Genomic DNA, 15,676 nt, shown 5'->3' with positions numbered 1-15,676 from the left:
TCAGGCGCGCCCGATCAGGCAGACTCTTTTACAGATGCTCGCCGAGGAAGGTCAGCGTGCGCCCGTGCGCGAGCGCCGACGCCTTCGCGTTGTACGACGCGCGATCGCCGCAGTTGAAGCCGTGATCAGCCGCCGGGTACACGTGGAGCGCTGAATCCTGGCGGCCCGCGAACTTCTGGCGCACGGCGTCCACCGCTTCGGCGGGAATGTGCGCGTCGAGTTCGCCGTAGTGAAACTGCATCGGCACCTTGACCTGATCGGCCTGGTCGAGCGAATTCTGAATGCCGCCGCCGTAGTACGCCACCGCGAGATCCACCGAACCCTGCGCCGCCGCGAGATACGCGAGACGGCCACCGAAGCAATAGCCGATCGCCGCGACCTTGCCCGTCACTTCGGGCAGCGCGCGCAACGCTTTGGCCGCCGCGCCGACATCCGCGACCGCGGTATTCGCATCGGTCTTTTGCAGCAGCTCCATCGCCTTCTGACGATCCGCGCCTTCGTAGCCCAGCTCGACGCGCGGCTGCGTGCGCCAGAAAACGTCCGGCGCGAGCGCGACGTAGCCATCGGCGGCGTATTGATCGGCGACGCTGCGGATGTGGCTGTTCACGCCGAAGATCTCCTGCAGGATGATGACGGCGGGGCCGCTGCCCGTCTTGGGCAGCGCGAGATAGCCCTGGAAGCTGCCGCCGTCGGCGGGAATGTCGATCCAGCGGGAAGTCACGGATACGGTCACGTCGAACTCCTTGTCGATGAGAGAGTGAGGCGATGGAGTGTGCCAGCTTTCCCTTTCAGTCGCCCTGAACGCCCGCGCGGCGTCAGGCACGCGCTTTGACGCGCGGCGGCATTTTAGAGCAGTGGATCTAAACACGCGCTAAAACGGCATTAAAAAGACAGCTTAATGATGCCGGCGGGCAGAGATTATCGGCGCGCGCCCGGCGAACTTGAATGACGCCCAAACCTTTGCGCGCCAATGTCGCGGAAACCCGCATGTACAGGGCGTCTTCGCAGGAAACGCCACCACAAACGGCGGCGTATCACAACTGGCCGTTAATCGGTAGTGACACCAGTATCTTAAAAAGCTTCCCTAAATTAATTTGACAACCCTACACTTGCGCGCAGTGCGGATGGCGGCCGTCACAAATGGCCTGCCGGAAGGACTTGCCAAGTGCATGACGATGCATCCGGCGTGGTCGTCCACGGGACTGAGCGATCGTGATGAAAGACGGGGCACAGGGCGATTACGTTGTTTTTGGGACCGAAACTGGAGACTTACATGAACACCAAGCTTCACAAACTGTTGCCGATCAGCGCCGCAGCCGTGCTGTTCGCTACGTTGGCAACGTCCGCAGCAGCCGACCAGACGGTCAGGATCGGTCACGTCGCTCCGCTGACCGGCGGTATTGCTCACCTGGGCAAGGATAACGAAAACGGCGCGCGGCTCGCAGTCGAAGAAATCAACGCGAAGGGTCTCACGGTCGGCGGCGAGAAGATCACGCTGGTGCTCGACCCGCAAGACGACGCGGCTGACCCGCGTACCGCTACGCAGGTCGCGCAGAAGCTCGTCGACGACAAGGTCGTGGCGGTCGTCGGCCACCTGAACTCGGGCACGTCGATCCCGGCATCGAAGATCTACAGCGATGCGGGCATCGTGCAGATTTCCCCGTCGGCAACGAACCCGGCTTACACGCAGCAAGGCTTCAAGACGACGTACCGCGTCGTCGCGACCGATGCGCAGCAAGGCCCGGCGCTCGCCAACTACGCGGCGAAGCAACTGAAGGTGAAGACGGTCGCCGTCGTCGACGACTCGACCGCTTACGGCCAGGGTCTCGCGAACGAGTTCGAGAAGACCGCCAAGTCGCTCGGCCTGAAGGTGATCTCGCATGACGCGACGAACGACAAGGCTGTCGACTTCCGCGCGATTCTGACGAAGATCAAGGGCGAAAACCCCGACGCCGTGATGTACGGCGGCATGGATGCGACCGGCGGCCCGTTCGCCAAGCAAGCCAAGCAGCTCGGCCTGCGCGCGAAGGTCCTGGCAGGCGACGGCGTCTGCACGGAAAAGCTGGCGGATCTCGCCGGCGACGCGACCGACAACATCGTGTGCTCGGAAGCGGGCATGGCGCTCGAGAAGATGGAAGGCGGCCAGGCTTTCGCGGCCAAGTTCCAGAAGCGTTTCGGCCAGCCGATCCAGATCTACGCGCCGTTCACGTATGACGCCGTGTACATCATCGTCGACGCGATGAAGCGCGCGAACTCGGTCGATCCGGCCAAGATTCTCGCCGCGATGCCGAACACGGACTACAAGGGCGTGATCGGCCAGACGACCTTCGATTCGAAGGGCGACCTGAAGCACGGCGTGATCTCGCTGTACGACTACAAGAAGGGCAAGAAGACGCTGCTCGACGTCGTGAAGATGTAATTTTTCGCGGCTCGAGAAAAGCGCGCGGCGCCGAAAGGCCCGCGCGCTTTTTTTATATCTTCAGGCGTCTGAGAATGCGCGGGCCGATGACGGTGATGATCGCGCAGCACGCGGCGACGACGCACAGGCCGATCGGCAGATTGCTGATCTGTGCGACGCCGCCGATCAGCACCGGCCCGAACAACAGGCCGAAGTACGCAAGGCCCGCGACCTGCGCGAGCCCTTCGGCCGCGGTCACGCCTTCGACGCGCGCCGCCGCCGCGAACAGCACCGGCATCATGTTCGCGAGACCCAGGCCCATCAGCGTGAAGCCCGTCATCGTGACGATCACGTTTGGCAGCACGAGCGCCATCACCATGCCGACGAAGGCGAGGCCCGCGCTGCCGAAAATCAATTGCGGCGCGCCGAAACGCGCGCGTACCGCGTCGCCGCCGAAACGCCCGGCCGCCATGCCGCCCGAGAACGCTGCGTAAGCCGCGCTCGACACCGAAGGCGTGGCCTCGACGACATCGCGCATGTAGACGGTGGCCCAGTCGTACATGGCGCCTTCCGCGATCAGCGCGACGAGCGCGAGTCCGCCGAGCGCCCACAATGCGCCCGAGCGCCATCGGTTCGACGACGACGCCTTCGCGTGCTCGTCGTGATGCGGCACGTGCGGCAGCACCGCGGGCATCGATACGAGCAGGACCAGCAAGGCCACGCCCGATGCGAGCGCGAGATGCGCGGCCGGCGCGAGCCCGTGCGCGAGCAGCGCGCCGCCCGCGGCCGCGCCCGCCATGCCGCCGATGCTGAACATGCCGTGCAGCGACGACATGATCGGCAGGCCGAGCGCCTGTTCGACCGCGCTCGCTTCGGCGTTCATCGCGACATCGAGGGTCGCCATGCCGAAGCCGAAGATCGCGAGCACGACGAGCAGCATCCAGTAATAAGGCGTCACGAGAATCAGCGCGCCGCAGAGCATCATCGTGGTGCCGCCCGCCATGCATGCGGCGCGCGTGCCGGCGCGCGCGATCCACGATCCAGTGGTCAGCATGGCGAAGATCGAGCCGCCCGCGACCGCGAGCAGCGCAAAGGAGAGCATGCCCGGACTCAGCGCGAACTTGTCGCGCACGGTCGGAACGTGCACGCCCCACGACGCGTACATCATGCCCGCGATGAAGAACACCGCCATCGTTGCGTAGCGGGCGCGGGCGCGCGTGGCGCGCGGAAGGCTGCGATGCAGCGCGAGCGTCGGATTGGCGTCGTGGGCGGCAGAGGAAGCGGTGGTCGAGTCGGACACGAAAGAAACCGTCGTCGGAAAGATTGCGTGGAAAACAAGGGCGGCCGTGGATGATGCCGTCGGACGCGAAGGCTTTCGATTCTATCGAACGGCCAGGCGACACGCTCGCAGGCGCTGCATTAACATCGTCCGACGATCGATGACCGCACGAGGCCCGGATGAACATTCCGTCGCAAGCGCCGCTTCACCTGCTGCATCGCGTGTCCGAGGGAACGCTCGCCACGCATTCGCGCGAGCCGCATGGCTTTCCGTATCCGACGGCGCTGCCGTTCGCGCCGACCGCGCGCCATGTGCCGATGCTGCTCATCAGCCATCTCGCCGAGCACACGCGCAATCTCCACGCCGATGCGCGCGCCGGCTTTCTCGTCGCGCATGCGGCGGATGGCGGCGTGCTGGAAGGACAACGCCTGACCATGCTCGGCAGTTTCGCGCCCGCCGCGCCCGACGCGCGCGCCGAACTCGCGCGCCGCTATTTGCGCTATCACCCGGACGCCGAGCGCTATCTGCAACTCGGCGATTTCTCCTTCTGGGTGATGTCGGTCGAGCGCATGCGCTATATCGGCGGATTCGGCGCAATGGGCTGGCTGTCCGGCGAGGAACTCGACTCGCTGGAGCCGCTTTCGGCAGCGCAAGAAATGTCGCTTTGCGCGGAATTCGACGCTTATCCGGGCCGCCCGGAGAATCTCCGATTATTGGGGATGGACCGATATGGCTGCGATTGGCTCTCGGGAAGTGTGCGCAATCGTTTTACATTCGATTACCCGAAACACACGGCCGAAGAATTGAGGGCTGCGCTAATCGGCTTTATCGCGCAGCAAATGGACGCTTCCGGTCAGTGATTTAGCGCGTTGCGGTCCGAATCAACCTCGCTCGGACCGATTCCGAAAATGAAATGACGGCCAAGTTGCCATCCCATGAAACGTTCGGGGCGCGTCATATTGCCGTGTTTTCATCCGATGCCATCACGCAGTGTGCGGATCGCCTCATTGCCATTTTTTACATTCGAACGACGGCGGCCCCAAACTTCGGATTTTTCGGCAATTGTTACGAAGAAAGATACTAAACTTTTATTGGACGGCAATTTGCGCACGCAGCGATTATAAGAACTGTGTTAATCTCCGTCCCAGTCCGAGGCTATACTGATAATTGAAAGCGAGCGTACCGATTCGCGAGTCAGCACACCACTTAGGGAATTGCCATGCCTTCATACAAGGAACTCCTCGCACAACGCGAGTCTCTCGAACGTCAGATTGAAGAAGCGAAGTCGCGCGAATACGCCGAAGTGCTTAATGAGATCAAGCAGAAAATGGCGGATTATGGCATTACGCTTCAGGAACTGGCTGGCGGCCGGGGCGCAAAAGGCGCGAAGGCGGCACGCAGCAGCCGGGCGGGCGTAGCGCCGAAATACCGTGACCCGGAAAGCGGCAGCACCTGGTCGGGCCGCGGTAAGCCGCCGAAATGGATTGCTGGTCAAGATCGGGACAATTTTCTGATCGGCAAGTAATTCCTCGCCGTACCCAGCATTCAAAGGCCGCGTTTCAAGACGCGGCTTTTTCGTTGTGGCGGCCGTATTTCGTATCGCCTAGAGCGTTCGGGCGGAGTTAAGTAGCTAAATTTTAAAAGATTGGCTCGAACCCTCGAAAGCGCAGGGGCACACCGCTGATAAGATGAGGGAAAGGACGGTTCGGGTAAATTACATGCCGCTTTCGACTACAGGCATTTCCGAAAAACAGCACGTGGCGCGGCGAACCACCTGGACGAGCATTGCCTTAAATAGCGGGCTTGCCACGGCGCAGCTCGTGGTCGGCTTTGTCGCACACTCTCAGGCATTGCTGGCCGACGGCATTCATTCGCTGGCGGACATCGTCTCCGATTTTATCGTTCTCGTTGCCAATCGGCGGGCATCGGCCAAACCCGACGTCGATCATAACTACGGGCATAACCGGTACGAAACGGTCGCCTCGTTATTCCTCGGCGGATTGTTGATCGCGGTCGGCGTTGGAATGCTATGGCGCGCCGGAACGCGCATCGTCAACCTTCAGGATATTCCGCCCGTAAAGGCGGGTGCGCTCGCGGTCGCGATAATCGTGCTCGTTTCGAAGGAGGCGCTCTTTCGCTATATGCTTCGCGCCGCCGAACGCATTCGCTCCGCTTTGCTGGTCGCGAACGCGTGGCATGCGCGGTCGGACGCGGCGTCTTCGCTCGTGGTCGCGCTCGGGATTATCGGCAGTTTGGCGGGATTCCGAATTCTCGATCCGATTGCTGCCGCCGTCGTGGGTTTTCTCATCGGCAAGATGGGATGGACGTTCGCGTGGGACGCTTTACAGGATCTCTCCGACAGGGCGCTCGACGAAGCGACGGCGCAAGATTTGCGCGGCATCCTGTCGAAGACGCCCGGCGTGCGCGAGGTTCACGACTTCCGTACGCGCAAGATGGGCGATCTGGCCATCGTCGACGCGCATGTTCTGGTCGACCCGCTCATTACGGTTTCCGAGGGGCATTACATTGCCGAATCGGCGCGCGCGAACCTGCTGACGGACTCACGCGTCATCGATGCGCTCATTCACGTCGATCCGGAAAGCGATGCGCTCAATCCGCAGCCCGGCAACTTTCCGCAGCGTTCTGCCGTGACCGAGGCCGTGAGCGCCGCATTCGCGCAGCAAGGGCTGCCGGTCGAAGCGTTGAACCTGCATTACCTTGGCAGCGGCTTTAGCGTCGATGTCGTGTTAGCGGCATCGAGCACGATGGATACGGCCATCCGCCTGAAGGCGATCGACTTCGACGCGCTCAAACGGCAGATCGGCGCGCGCGAGATTCGCGTCGCGCAGGCCCTCCGGTTCGCGCCGGCCACGACACCGAAACGCACAATCGATCTGCCGCGCTGAAGCGTCGCGTCAGAGCGGCAGTTGCGTATCGAATTTGATCTCGCGGAGCACGACGCTCGTTCGAACCTGCGCGACCGCGGGAATCTTGAAAATGCGATCGTGCAGGAACGCGTCGTACGCTTTGATATCCGGCGCGACGATCTTGAGGATGTAATCGGACTCGCCGGTCGTGCTGTAGCACTCGGTGACTTCCGGGCAGGTGGCAATTTCGCGTTCGAATTGCTCGACGCCGCCTTCCGTGTGCCGGGTCAGATGGATATGCGCAAGCGCGCAGACGTGAAGGCCGAGCTTTTCGCGATCGAGCAGCGCGGTATAGCGCTGAATGACGCCCGACTGCTCCATGTCCTTGATGCGGCGCCAGCACGGGGTGCTCGACAAGCCGACCTGGTCGGAGATTTCCTGAACGGAGCGCCGCGCGTCCAGTTGCAGAAGACGCAGGATTTTTTGTGAGAATGTATCGAGAGTCAACTGCGCCTCCGTTCGGTCGCGATTTGACTCTAATGGTAGAGGCGTCGGAAAAGAAACGCAATGCAATGCGCCCGCACTGAGGGAGTTTCCCTAACTCGCTGGCCTCATGGCGCGGTTTTACCTTCAGTGCCGTCGTTCGGTTCGTCCGATGGCCGCGCCAGCGCTGCCTGCGACGCCCGTAGCTCCGCAAGCATGTTGCAGAATAGCGCGCCCTGCTCGATGGCGTCGTCGAGCGCGACGTGCGTGTGCGGCAGTTCATCGAACCAATGTTTCGGCAAGCGCGGCTTGATCGCCTTTCGGTACGGCAGGCCGGTCATCGCGAAGGCGAGCGTCTTGATGTCGAGCGCCGACCACGAGAACGGGCAGCGCTCGGCGAAACGCATCATGTACCAGAACATATAGGTGAAGTCGAAGCCCGCCGGATAGGCGACGAACACCGGCTTGCCCGGCAACGCCTCCACCCATTCCACATAGGCGGGCAGCGCGACTTCCGGCTTCTGCAGATCCTTGCGGCAAGCCGCCCACGCATCGGGCTGCGTTTTCCACCACGCGGCCTGAACTGGATGCGGCGCCGCGCCTTCGAGCGTTTCGAGATTCGCGGAGAACGTGCCGATGAGCTGCTTGTCGGCCGTGTACGCGGCCGAGGCGAAGCTCAGCATCGAATGCGGGCCGGGAATCGGACCGTCCGCTTCGACGTCCGTGCTGACGTAGATTTCGGGAACCGCGGTGGCATTGGCGGTCATGCGCTCACTCCGTCACGCACGTACGCATTGCTGCGCCGTTCTTCCCCGAACGTCGATGCCGGGCCGTGACCCGGCACGAACGTGACATCGTCGCCGAGCGGCCAGAGCTTTTCGCGGATCGAGCGGATGAGTTCGGCGTGATTGCCGCGCGGAAAATCGGTGCGCCCGATCGAACCGGCGAACAGCACGTCGCCCACGAACGCGAGCCTGTGCTCGCGGCTGAAGAACACGACATGACCGGGCGTGTGTCCGGGGCAGAAATACACTTCCATCGACTCGTTGCCGAACTGCACGGTGTCGCCGTCCGCGAGCCAGCGTTCCGGCGTGAAGGCCTCCGCGTTCGAAAAACCGAAGCGCTGAGTCTGCGCGGGCAACTGGTCGATCCAGAACGCGTCTTCGCGATGCGGTCCTTCTATTTGTATGCCGTAATGAGCCGCGAGCGCCTTCGCGCCGCCGCAGTGGTCGAGATGACCATGCGTCAGAAGAATCTTTTCGACAGTCACGCCGTGCCGGTCGACCTCGGCGATGATCCGGTCGATGTCGCCGCCCGGGTCCACGATCGCGGCGCGCTTCGACGCTTCGCAGATCACGATGGAGCAGTTCTGCTGAAAAGGCGTCACGGGAACGAGAATGACTTTCATATGACTGTCGGCGGTACAAGTCGGGCTGTAAAAACGTTCATTGTACCGGTGCGGGGAAACCCGCGACGAGGGCGACATCAGCGTGCAAAACCTCAAGAAATCCGGCAATTCTTACGTTCATAGCGAAAATCAATGACAGATTGCACAGTCCGGCGAGCCAAACCCCGCTTTTTTTGTATAATGGCACTACTTGTGCATGGAGTTAACCATGCCGTCACTAGGCGACTGCTGAAACGTTAGTGCGTTTTTACAACCGCCGTCAGTACGCTGTTGGGGGCCAAAAGCCTCGCAATTGCAACTCAAGCACCATCAGTAGGTGCACACGTCTTGTCCGGCCAGACGCCGCGCGTCTGTGAGATGGCCTTAGCTGCCGTCACGCCGGATGGGGCCTACGCCGCCGTTCCTGCGCTCAACCAAGTTGTTATAGCGCACGAATGTGATGCCATGTTCGATGGCGGCATGTGGGGTCTGGTCAGGCTGCCGGGGACAGGTTGCGCCAGACGTGAACAATAACCGGGCGTTTGCGGCACGAGTACGCCGCATCCGAGCACAGTTCGCCGTTCGCTTGACCGAGCGGCGTTCTGCATTGCGCGGAGAAGCCTTGAGCAGCCTTGTGCGCGCCTAACCGGCGCAGCGCGGCCGCTCCTTTATCGTTGATACACGTCTATGAATGCTCGATTTATTCGACATGTCGGGAGCCTGCTAGCAGTTGGCGTGCTGGCGGGTTGCGCCGCGCCGGGTTCGGGCGATGTCGCATCCAATCCTCAGACAACGAACTCCCTCAGCACGGTCGGTGCCCGCTCGACGGCGCCGCTCGCCTTCGATTCGCACTTGTCCGCGCTGCCCGCCGACAAGCCCAGCCCGGCTCCGTCGCTCGCGAACGCCGAGCCGATCACCACCGGCCCGGACGCAGGCAGCTTCGAGCAGAAGGGCAAGGCCTCGTGGTACGGCCGCATGTTCCACGGTCGCAAGACCGCGAGCGGCGAGAAGTTCAACATGAACGCGATGACCGCGGCCCACCGCACGCTGCCGCTCGCGTCGTGGGTGCGCGTGACCAACGAAGCCAACCACAAGACCGTGGTGGTGAAGATCAACGACCGCGGTCCTTATGTGCGCGGCCGAGTGATCGACTTGTCCTACGCTGCGGCGGCCGTGCTCGGCATGCGCGGCGCCGGCACGCAGAAGGTGAAGATCGAAGGTCTCACGCAGCAGGAAGCGCGTGCAGCGCGTGAAGAGCAGGCTCAGGCGCTCGCCGACGACAGCGTGAACTGATCTTTCGCCGTACCGGATCCGGTAGTGCCATGACGGGCCGTCTCGCGACGGCCCGTTTTCTATTCTTCTGCCGTATCGTCGCGCTTCGCGAGTTTCAGCGCGCGTTCATAGAGCGCATTGCGCGGCGCGCCCGTCAACGTGGCGGCAATGCGTGCCGCGCTCTTCACCGACAACTCTTCCAGCAGCGTGGTGAGCAGCGCGTCGTGCGCGTCGTCGGCATCCTGCGCTTCAGGCGCGCCTTGCACGACCAGAACGAATTCTCCGCGCTGGCGATTGGTATCGGCTTCGAGCCACGCTGGCCCTTCGGCCAGGGTGCAGCGATGCAGGCTCTCATGTAACTTCGTCAACTCGCGCGCGATCAGCAACTGCCGTTCGCCGCCGAAAGCCTCGCCGAGCGCACGCGTCGTTTCCACGATGCGATGCGGCGCCTCGTAGAAGACGAGTGCCATCGGATTATCGGCGAGCGTGCGCAACTGCGTGGCGCGCTGCTTCGACTTGGTCGGCAGAAAGCCGACGAACGAAAATTCCGCGACCCACGCGCCCGCCGCGCTCAGGGCCGTCGTGAGCGCGCTCGCGCCCGGCAGCGGAATGACGGGCAAGCCCGCCTCGCGCACGGCATCGACCAGACGCGCGCCGGGATCGGATATGCCGGGCGTGCCCGCGTCCGACACGCACGCGATGCGCTCGCCGTTCTTCAGATGCGCGATCACGCGTTCGGCCGCGCTGCGTTCGTTGTGCTCGTGCACGGCAATCGACGGCTTCGAGATGCCGTAACGCGCGAGCAGTTGCGCCGTGTTGCGCGTGTCCTCGGCGGCGATGCGATCCACGAGTCCGAGCACATGCAGCGCGCGCACGGTGATGTCCGCCGTGTTGCCGATCGGCGTGGCGACGACGTAGAGCGCGCCCGTCGGATAGTGCTGCCCGGCGGCGAGGTCGGAGATCTGAAGCATGAGCGCGGCGTGGAGGGAAAGGTCGTCATTTTGCCACGCGCTTGCCGCGTGCCATCGCGGCCGCGCGCCGACAACTTTTATGGAGGAACCTTGTCCAAATCGCTCGGCGATGTTTTCGAGACGCATGCGCTCGACTTTTTGCGGCGGCAACGCATGCGCTTCGTCGCGCGCAACGTGACGTGCCGCGGCGGCGAGATCGATCTCGTCATGCTCGACGAATGCGGCGCGCTCGTGTTCGTCGAAGTGCGCGCGAGAAAGGGCGGGCGCTATGCGAATGCCGCCGCGAGCGTCGATGCAAGGAAGCGCGCCCGCCTCGTGCATGCCGCGCAGCATTTCCTCGCGACATGGCGCGGCGCGTTGCCGGCCTGCCGCTTCGATATCGTCGCGTTCGATGCCGGCCGTATCGCGTGGCTGCGCGATGCGTTTCGCGCCGACGAGGCATGAGCGCGGTTCGCCGCGTGATGCATGCGGTAAACTGCGCAACAACCGGCGCCTTGAGCGTTCAAGCCACACACCGCAGCGTATGCCGCGGCCGATGATCGAGAGTCGATGTCAGTCGAACGTATTCAACAGCAATTCCGCGACAGCGCGGCACTCAAACTCGAAGCGCTCGACGCGCTGGCGGTGCCGATCGCGGCGGCCGTCGACACGCTCTTCGGCGCGCTCGCGAACGGCAACAAGATTCTCGTCTGCGGCAACGGCGGCTCGGCGGCCGACGCGCAACGTTTTGCCGCGCAACTGATCGGCCGCTTCGAGCGCGAGCGTCCGGGCTTGCCGGCGATCGCGCTGACGACCGATTCGTCGATTCTCACGGCCATCGGCAACGACTATGCGTTCGAGCAGATCTTCTCGAATCAGGTCCGCGCGCTCGGCCAGACGGGGGACGTGCTGCTGGCGATCAGCACGTCGGGGAATTCGGTCAACGTGCTCGCGGCGATTCAGGAAGCGCACGAGCGCGAGATGATCGTGATCGCGCTGTCGGGCAAGGGCGGCGGCGCGATGTCCGATGTGCTTGCCGAGACCGATATCCATATCAGCGTGCCGTCCGATCGCACGGCGCGCATCCAGGAAGTCCATCTGCTGATCATTCACTGTTTGTGCGACGGCATCGATGCGATGCTGCTCGGCGACGACTGAAACTGAAAAGGGGGAACGGAGTTGACGAACAAGACACGCGTCAAGGCGACGCTAGCCCAGGCCACGCTGGTGGTGAGCCTGTTGTCGGGAGTCGCATTGACGTTGCAGGGCTGCGCGCTCGCGGTCGTCGGCGCGGCGGCCGGCGGCACGTTGATCGCCACGGATCGCCGCACGCTCGGCGCGCAGACGGAAGACCGCGAGATCCAGATCAAGGCGACTTCGCGCATCAACGAGAATCTGCCCGATACGGCGCATGTCAACGTGACCGTCTTCAACCGGCGCGTGCTGCTGACCGGCGAAGTCCCCGATGACGCGTCGAAGCAGAAGGCCGAAGCGGTCGTGCGCGACATCAACAACGTGGGCAGCATCGTCAATGAACTGGCGATCCAGGGTGCGAGCTCGATTTCGTCGCGCGCGAACGACTCGTACCTCGAAGGCCGCGTGAAGACCGCGATGGTCGGCGAGAAGGACTTGCGCGCGAACTACTACAAGGTGGTGTGCGAACGCGGCGTCGTCTATCTGATGGGACTCGTCACGCAGGATGAAGGCGCGCATGGCGCCGATGTCGCCGCGCGCGTGCCGGGCGTCGAGCAGGTCGTGAAGGTCTTCCAGTACATCAAGCCGGAAGAGGCGCAGGCGCTCGAGGCGGCGGCCGCATCCGATGCGAGCGCGGTCTCGGCGGCGAGCGCGCCGGCCGAAGCGACGGTCGGCACGGTGCCTGATTCGGGCGTGAGCTCGCGTCCGCTGGACACGCAGTCGCCCGCGCCGGTGAAGAATTCGGATGTGCATCCGGGCAATCCCGCTCCGGCTCCGGCGGCGAAATGAGCGTGTTGCGTGTAATGTTGGGCGCGGCGGTGGTCGCCGCGTCGTTTGGCGCGGGCGCGGCGGAGCAGCCGGTTTCTTCCGCCAACGCGATGGCGATCGCGCGGGGCAATGCGTGCATGGGCTGTCACGCGATCGATCGCAAGCTCGTGGGGCCGTCGTTTCAACAGATCGCGGAGAAGTACAAGGGACAGCCGCAGGCAAGCGCGCAGCTCGAAAAGAAGGTGAAGAACGGCGGCGCGGGCGTGTGGGGGCCGATTCCGATGCCCTCGCATCCCAGAATGAACGATGCGGATATCAGGACTGTGGTCGCGTGGGTTCTGGCGGGGGCGCCGCAGAAGTGACGGGATGGGCAGCTTGCGCTGATGGCGATTTTGCTGTGGTACAATTTTGGTTCGTTGGGGGGGTAGCTCAGCTGGGAGAGCGTCGCGTTCGCAATGCGAAGGTCGGGAGTTCGATCCTCCTCCTCTCCACCACGAATTTGCTTTAGAAACAACGCACTACGTCTTGCGATGTAGTGCGTTGTTTCGCTTTCTATCGCACCTTTATGCACACGCGATGTGGCAGATTTGTGGCGTCGAGTGGTAGCGCAAGAGCCCACCGCCCACCGCTCACTGGTAGAAAACACTTCGCTTTTCTACCGAGACTTTAAAGATGCTTAAAGTCAACCTTGCATACATCAGCCAACCAACGCCGCTGTGTGCACAAATGTGACATGGCGCAAAAAACAGCCATGTCCATGCAAGCGCTACTTACGGTCGATCAACTCGCCGAGCATCTACAAAAGTCTGTCGCCAGCATCCGTAGCGATGCGACGCGAAATCCCCAGTCTCTTCCGCCAATCTGCCGACTTCCCAATACGAAACGCCTTCTTTGGCGAGCGGAAGATGTAGAAAGGTGGATTGGCCTGCACGTCGCCGATGCAGTGTCGGAGGTCGAGGTTGTTGGATTTGATGTGTCGGCGCTTGGGACCTCGGTGTGATGGGCTGGTCAGGTCGCAAAGCGGCACGTTCGACGCGGAAGCCGCGCCCGTTCGAGCTGGACATTAGAGCCATTCTGCGTGAGCGGCCGTTTGAAGCGGTCTTAGCAGCCGGTCAACCGGCGTATGTGTCGGCTCCGGAAGGTATGGATGGAATTTTGAAGGTGTATCCGGACGGTCGACGGGAGCTGGTGACATTTGACCTGCAAGGCGAGCATTTGATAGCGGTTTTGCCGAGCTATAAGGGACCGCGGCGCTATTCCGTCAAGCCCCGTCTCGGGAGACCGCCGGACGCGGCGGACGGAGGTTGACGGCCCGAAAGAAATAAGCTCCTCGGTAGAGGGGAGGGGTTGAGAACCCCACCCCTCTGCCGAGCGGCGAGCTGGATTAATAACGAAGGGTGATCGATGGTGGAGCGGGAAAAGCGTGAGCGCGTTCCTTGATTGCTGCGTCCGTCCAGAAGGACGCTGTAGACGACGCCTGTCGTTCATCTCCGCTTCGAATCGGCGTATCGACAAGGAGAAGACGGGCCCCACAGGAGTGGAGCCTATAGCAACTAACCCCGCCCCCGTACTGTCAACGTAGAGGCGGCGGCACGATTTTTCGCACGGCTCGAATCTACAACATCAAGGCGCGGTTGTTTTGGGGCTTTGGAGGCTCATGCCGGTCCCGTAAGGGCCTCGAAGCCGTGCCTCGCGGCTTGAGATTGTGCAAGAGGCCCTGAATCTGCGTGCGATGGCATCAACGGCAATGGCGCGTAAGGCCGTCAGCTCCGTTCATTGACAGTACGGGGGCGCGCGATTTATTCAATCCCGCAGACTTAGAACGGCGAGTTTGTGCGGAGCTGTAATCGAAGCGATGTGCCAGTGGACCGTGCGCAAGCGAGGCCTGACATGAACCCGGAACTAGCTGCTGAACTGGCAGAAGATGCGCAACTGAAGACGGCGATACGCGAATTGCGGAAGCTGAGGAAGGACAGCGAAGAGCTTAATCGTGCGTGGTCGGAAACGTGGGTGGCTCGTCAAAAGTACGAGCGAGACTACGCATTCATGGTCAAGCAACTCCGGGAACGGGAGGATCGTATCATGGACGAGCTCAGGCCCTATCTCGCAAAGATTGAGGAGCTTGAGAAACAAGTAAGGAAGCTGGACCGAAAAATTCGAAAGCGACACAGCAACAAAGGTCGTCCTGAAGCGGTATAGCTCTTTCAGAGTCTTACAGGCCCCCTTGCAGCTCAGCGCTAATATTCCCAGTGCTTTGGTGCTCAAACCTGGCGACAGCTTGCGACGACAGTCGCGATTCAAAGGCTAATCCTTCGCTAGTCGAACAGCGCACTGCCCTTAAGCTAATATCATGAACGCACCGCTAACGACCTACGGCCGATGCGAAGAAGCTGGCGAACTCGGCAGATTTAGCAGCTAAACTTCATTCAGCCTCGGAGGTGGACCTACTGTGAAAGACGACCAATTCAAAGGTCTGCCAGATGATACGGACGAGTGGATTCGTCTTCTGCAATCCGACGATGGCCGTGCAGCGCGCGAGCATCTTGACGCAGGAAGGGCGATTTACTACCGCGATGCGGATTCCCCTATCGGACTCTGCATTAAGAAATATCCGGACGGGCACCGGGAGCTTGTAAGATTTTCCGTGGAGCACGGAGAGCAATTCGTCTCCAGTCTTGATGTTCGCGATGACTTCAACGACCCCCTGCCGCCTGATTTACTCGACCTACTTGAGAGCGTTGCGAAATCTACAAAAGCAGCTAACGATGCTTTGGACGATGCCTTGGCTTTCATTGATGAGTCAAACGTTCGAATCGAAAGGTTATCGAAGGCAGAATGAATTCTAATGGCTGTCTCCGAGCGCCCAAACCCGATGCATCGGAGCGGGGCTGAGGCCCTTAGGTCCGCCCTGACAGTGGGTGGGCGCGTCAACCTCATTATCTGTTTCAAACACGCTGTCTCTATAGTTCTCTGTTTTGAGACCGGGGTATTGTGCGCACGTCGTGCGCACACGCCGAATGCTCGATGAGCGTTGCACCTATATGTGAGAATGTCCTTTATCGAATTAAGAATGGACTA

At 61.9% G+C, this 15,676-nt stretch carries 18 protein-coding genes and 1 tRNA gene; 13 read left to right on the top strand and 6 right to left on the bottom strand.

Going from position 1 to position 15,676, the window contains the following annotated elements; all coding sequences use genetic code 11:
• Positions 1-28: 28 nt before the first annotated feature.
• A complete protein-coding gene (locus tag AWB70_RS02735) occupies positions 29-733 on the bottom strand; it encodes a dienelactone hydrolase family protein (RefSeq protein WP_053567229.1) in 705 nt (234 codons plus the stop codon).
• Between the two features lie 540 nt (positions 734-1,273).
• Here AWB70_RS02735 and AWB70_RS02730 point away from each other — a divergent pair.
• Complete coding sequence (locus tag AWB70_RS02730) at positions 1,274-2,419, top strand: branched-chain amino acid ABC transporter substrate-binding protein (protein ID WP_041730864.1); 1,146 nt, start codon at positions 1,274-1,276, stop codon at positions 2,417-2,419.
• Positions 2,420-2,471: 52 nt separating this feature from the next.
• Here AWB70_RS02730 and AWB70_RS02725 read toward each other — a convergent pair whose 3' ends face one another.
• Positions 2,472-3,698 (bottom strand): MFS transporter, encoded by a 1,227-nt coding sequence (locus AWB70_RS02725; RefSeq protein WP_053567230.1) that lies wholly within the window; start codon positions 3,696-3,698, stop codon positions 2,472-2,474.
• Positions 3,699-3,856: 158 nt separating this feature from the next.
• Between AWB70_RS02725 and AWB70_RS02720 the strand changes: the two genes are divergently transcribed.
• From AWB70_RS02720 to AWB70_RS02710, 3 genes are all read left to right on the top strand, one after another.
• Positions 3,857-4,537, top strand: a complete 681-nt coding sequence (locus tag AWB70_RS02720) for a HugZ family pyridoxamine 5'-phosphate oxidase (protein ID WP_053567231.1) — start codon at positions 3,857-3,859, stop codon at positions 4,535-4,537.
• A 359-nt stretch (positions 4,538-4,896) separates the two neighbouring features.
• Positions 4,897-5,202 carry an H-NS histone family protein gene (locus tag AWB70_RS02715; RefSeq protein ID WP_014192770.1) on the top strand — a complete coding sequence of 102 codons (306 nt, stop codon included), beginning with the start codon at positions 4,897-4,899 and terminating at the stop codon, positions 5,200-5,202.
• A gap of 193 nt (positions 5,203-5,395) precedes the next feature.
• On the top strand, positions 5,396-6,583 hold the full coding sequence (locus tag AWB70_RS02710; RefSeq protein ID WP_053567232.1) for a cation diffusion facilitator family transporter: 1,188 nt from the start codon (positions 5,396-5,398) through the stop codon (positions 6,581-6,583).
• A gap of 9 nt (positions 6,584-6,592) precedes the next feature.
• Here the strand turns inward: AWB70_RS02710 and AWB70_RS02705 are convergent, their stop codons facing one another.
• The 3 genes from AWB70_RS02705 to AWB70_RS02695 form a co-directional block, all read right to left on the bottom strand.
• Positions 6,593-7,051: an Lrp/AsnC family transcriptional regulator gene (locus tag AWB70_RS02705; protein WP_008352298.1), complete on the bottom strand. Its 459-nt coding sequence runs from the start codon at positions 7,049-7,051 to the stop codon at positions 6,593-6,595.
• 104 nt (positions 7,052-7,155) lie between these two features.
• The gene (locus tag AWB70_RS02700; protein WP_053567233.1) at positions 7,156-7,794 is read right to left on the bottom strand and encodes a 3'-5' exonuclease family protein; all 639 of its coding nucleotides are present in this window, start codon (positions 7,792-7,794) and stop codon (positions 7,156-7,158) included.
• Entirely contained in the window at positions 7,791-8,435 is a 645-nt protein-coding gene (locus tag AWB70_RS02695; protein WP_053567234.1) for an MBL fold metallo-hydrolase, read from the bottom strand. The genes AWB70_RS02700 and AWB70_RS02695 overlap by 4 nt, the downstream gene beginning before the upstream one ends.
• A gap of 666 nt (positions 8,436-9,101) precedes the next feature.
• Between AWB70_RS02695 and AWB70_RS02685 the strand changes: the two genes are divergently transcribed.
• The gene (locus tag AWB70_RS02685) at positions 9,102-9,707 is read left to right on the top strand and encodes a septal ring lytic transglycosylase RlpA family protein (RefSeq protein WP_014192774.1); all 606 of its coding nucleotides are present in this window, start codon (positions 9,102-9,104) and stop codon (positions 9,705-9,707) included.
• Between the two features lie 59 nt (positions 9,708-9,766).
• Here the strand turns inward: AWB70_RS02685 and rsmI are convergent, their stop codons facing one another.
• Positions 9,767-10,657 (bottom strand): 16S rRNA (cytidine(1402)-2'-O)-methyltransferase, encoded by an 891-nt coding sequence (rsmI, locus tag AWB70_RS02680; protein ID WP_053567235.1) that lies wholly within the window; start codon positions 10,655-10,657, stop codon positions 9,767-9,769.
• A gap of 30 nt (positions 10,658-10,687) precedes the next feature.
• Between rsmI and AWB70_RS02675 the strand changes: the two genes are divergently transcribed.
• From AWB70_RS02675 to AWB70_RS38935, 8 genes are all read left to right on the top strand, one after another.
• Positions 10,688-11,101, top strand: coding sequence for a YraN family protein (locus AWB70_RS02675; RefSeq protein WP_053567572.1), 414 nt, complete (start codon positions 10,688-10,690; stop codon positions 11,099-11,101).
• 105 nt (positions 11,102-11,206) lie between these two features.
• Positions 11,207-11,794: a phosphoheptose isomerase gene (locus AWB70_RS02670; protein WP_045451627.1), complete on the top strand. Its 588-nt coding sequence runs from the start codon at positions 11,207-11,209 to the stop codon at positions 11,792-11,794.
• Between the two features lie 21 nt (positions 11,795-11,815).
• Positions 11,816-12,619 (top strand): BON domain-containing protein, encoded by an 804-nt coding sequence (locus AWB70_RS02665; protein ID WP_053567236.1) that lies wholly within the window; start codon positions 11,816-11,818, stop codon positions 12,617-12,619.
• The gene (locus tag AWB70_RS02660; RefSeq protein WP_053567237.1) at positions 12,616-12,960 is read left to right on the top strand and encodes a c-type cytochrome; all 345 of its coding nucleotides are present in this window, start codon (positions 12,616-12,618) and stop codon (positions 12,958-12,960) included. The genes AWB70_RS02665 and AWB70_RS02660 overlap by 4 nt, the downstream gene beginning before the upstream one ends.
• Before the next feature lie 56 nt (positions 12,961-13,016).
• A tRNA-Ala gene (locus tag AWB70_RS02655) sits at positions 13,017-13,092 on the top strand.
• 239 nt (positions 13,093-13,331) lie between these two features.
• A complete protein-coding gene (locus AWB70_RS02650) occupies positions 13,332-13,598 on the top strand; it encodes a hypothetical protein (protein WP_143281600.1) in 267 nt (88 codons plus the stop codon).
• 890 nt (positions 13,599-14,488) lie between these two features.
• Positions 14,489-14,797 carry a hypothetical protein gene (locus tag AWB70_RS02645; protein WP_053567238.1) on the top strand — a complete coding sequence of 103 codons (309 nt, stop codon included), beginning with the start codon at positions 14,489-14,491 and terminating at the stop codon, positions 14,795-14,797.
• A gap of 250 nt (positions 14,798-15,047) precedes the next feature.
• On the top strand, positions 15,048-15,437 hold the full coding sequence (locus tag AWB70_RS38935; RefSeq protein WP_063786665.1) for a hypothetical protein: 390 nt from the start codon (positions 15,048-15,050) through the stop codon (positions 15,435-15,437).
• The last annotated feature ends 239 nt before the right edge of the window (positions 15,438-15,676 follow it).

The organism is Caballeronia cordobensis, from assembly GCF_001544575.2.
GTDB classification, from domain to species: Bacteria; Pseudomonadota; Gammaproteobacteria; order Burkholderiales; family Burkholderiaceae; genus Caballeronia; species Caballeronia cordobensis.
This window is presented reverse-complemented; position numbering and strand designations above follow the sequence as displayed.

Excerpts from the sequence above, each read along its gene's own strand:
- AWB70_RS02730 (WP_041730864.1), top strand. The coding sequence starts at position 1,274 with ATGAACACCAAGCTTCACAAACTGTTGCCGATCAGCGCCGCAGCCGTG.
- AWB70_RS02720 (WP_053567231.1), top strand. The coding sequence starts at position 3,857 with ATGAACATTCCGTCGCAAGCGCCGCTTCACCTGCTGCATCGCGTGTCC.
- AWB70_RS02715 (WP_014192770.1), top strand. The coding sequence starts at position 4,897 with ATGCCTTCATACAAGGAACTCCTCGCACAACGCGAGTCTCTCGAACGT.
- AWB70_RS02710 (WP_053567232.1), top strand. The coding sequence starts at position 5,396 with ATGCCGCTTTCGACTACAGGCATTTCCGAAAAACAGCACGTGGCGCGG.
- AWB70_RS02700 (WP_053567233.1), bottom strand. The coding sequence starts at position 7,794 with ATGACCGCCAATGCCACCGCGGTTCCCGAAATCTACGTCAGCACGGAC.
- AWB70_RS02695 (WP_053567234.1), bottom strand. The coding sequence starts at position 8,435 with ATGAAAGTCATTCTCGTTCCCGTGACGCCTTTTCAGCAGAACTGCTCC.
- AWB70_RS02685 (WP_014192774.1), top strand. The coding sequence starts at position 9,102 with ATGAATGCTCGATTTATTCGACATGTCGGGAGCCTGCTAGCAGTTGGC.
- rsmI (WP_053567235.1), bottom strand. The coding sequence starts at position 10,657 with ATGCTTCAGATCTCCGACCTCGCCGCCGGGCAGCACTATCCGACGGGC.
- AWB70_RS02670 (WP_045451627.1), top strand. The coding sequence starts at position 11,207 with ATGTCAGTCGAACGTATTCAACAGCAATTCCGCGACAGCGCGGCACTC.
- AWB70_RS02660 (WP_053567237.1), top strand. The coding sequence starts at position 12,616 with ATGAGCGTGTTGCGTGTAATGTTGGGCGCGGCGGTGGTCGCCGCGTCG.
- AWB70_RS02650 (WP_143281600.1), top strand. The coding sequence starts at position 13,332 with ATGGCGCAAAAAACAGCCATGTCCATGCAAGCGCTACTTACGGTCGAT.
- AWB70_RS02645 (WP_053567238.1), top strand. The coding sequence starts at position 14,489 with ATGAACCCGGAACTAGCTGCTGAACTGGCAGAAGATGCGCAACTGAAG.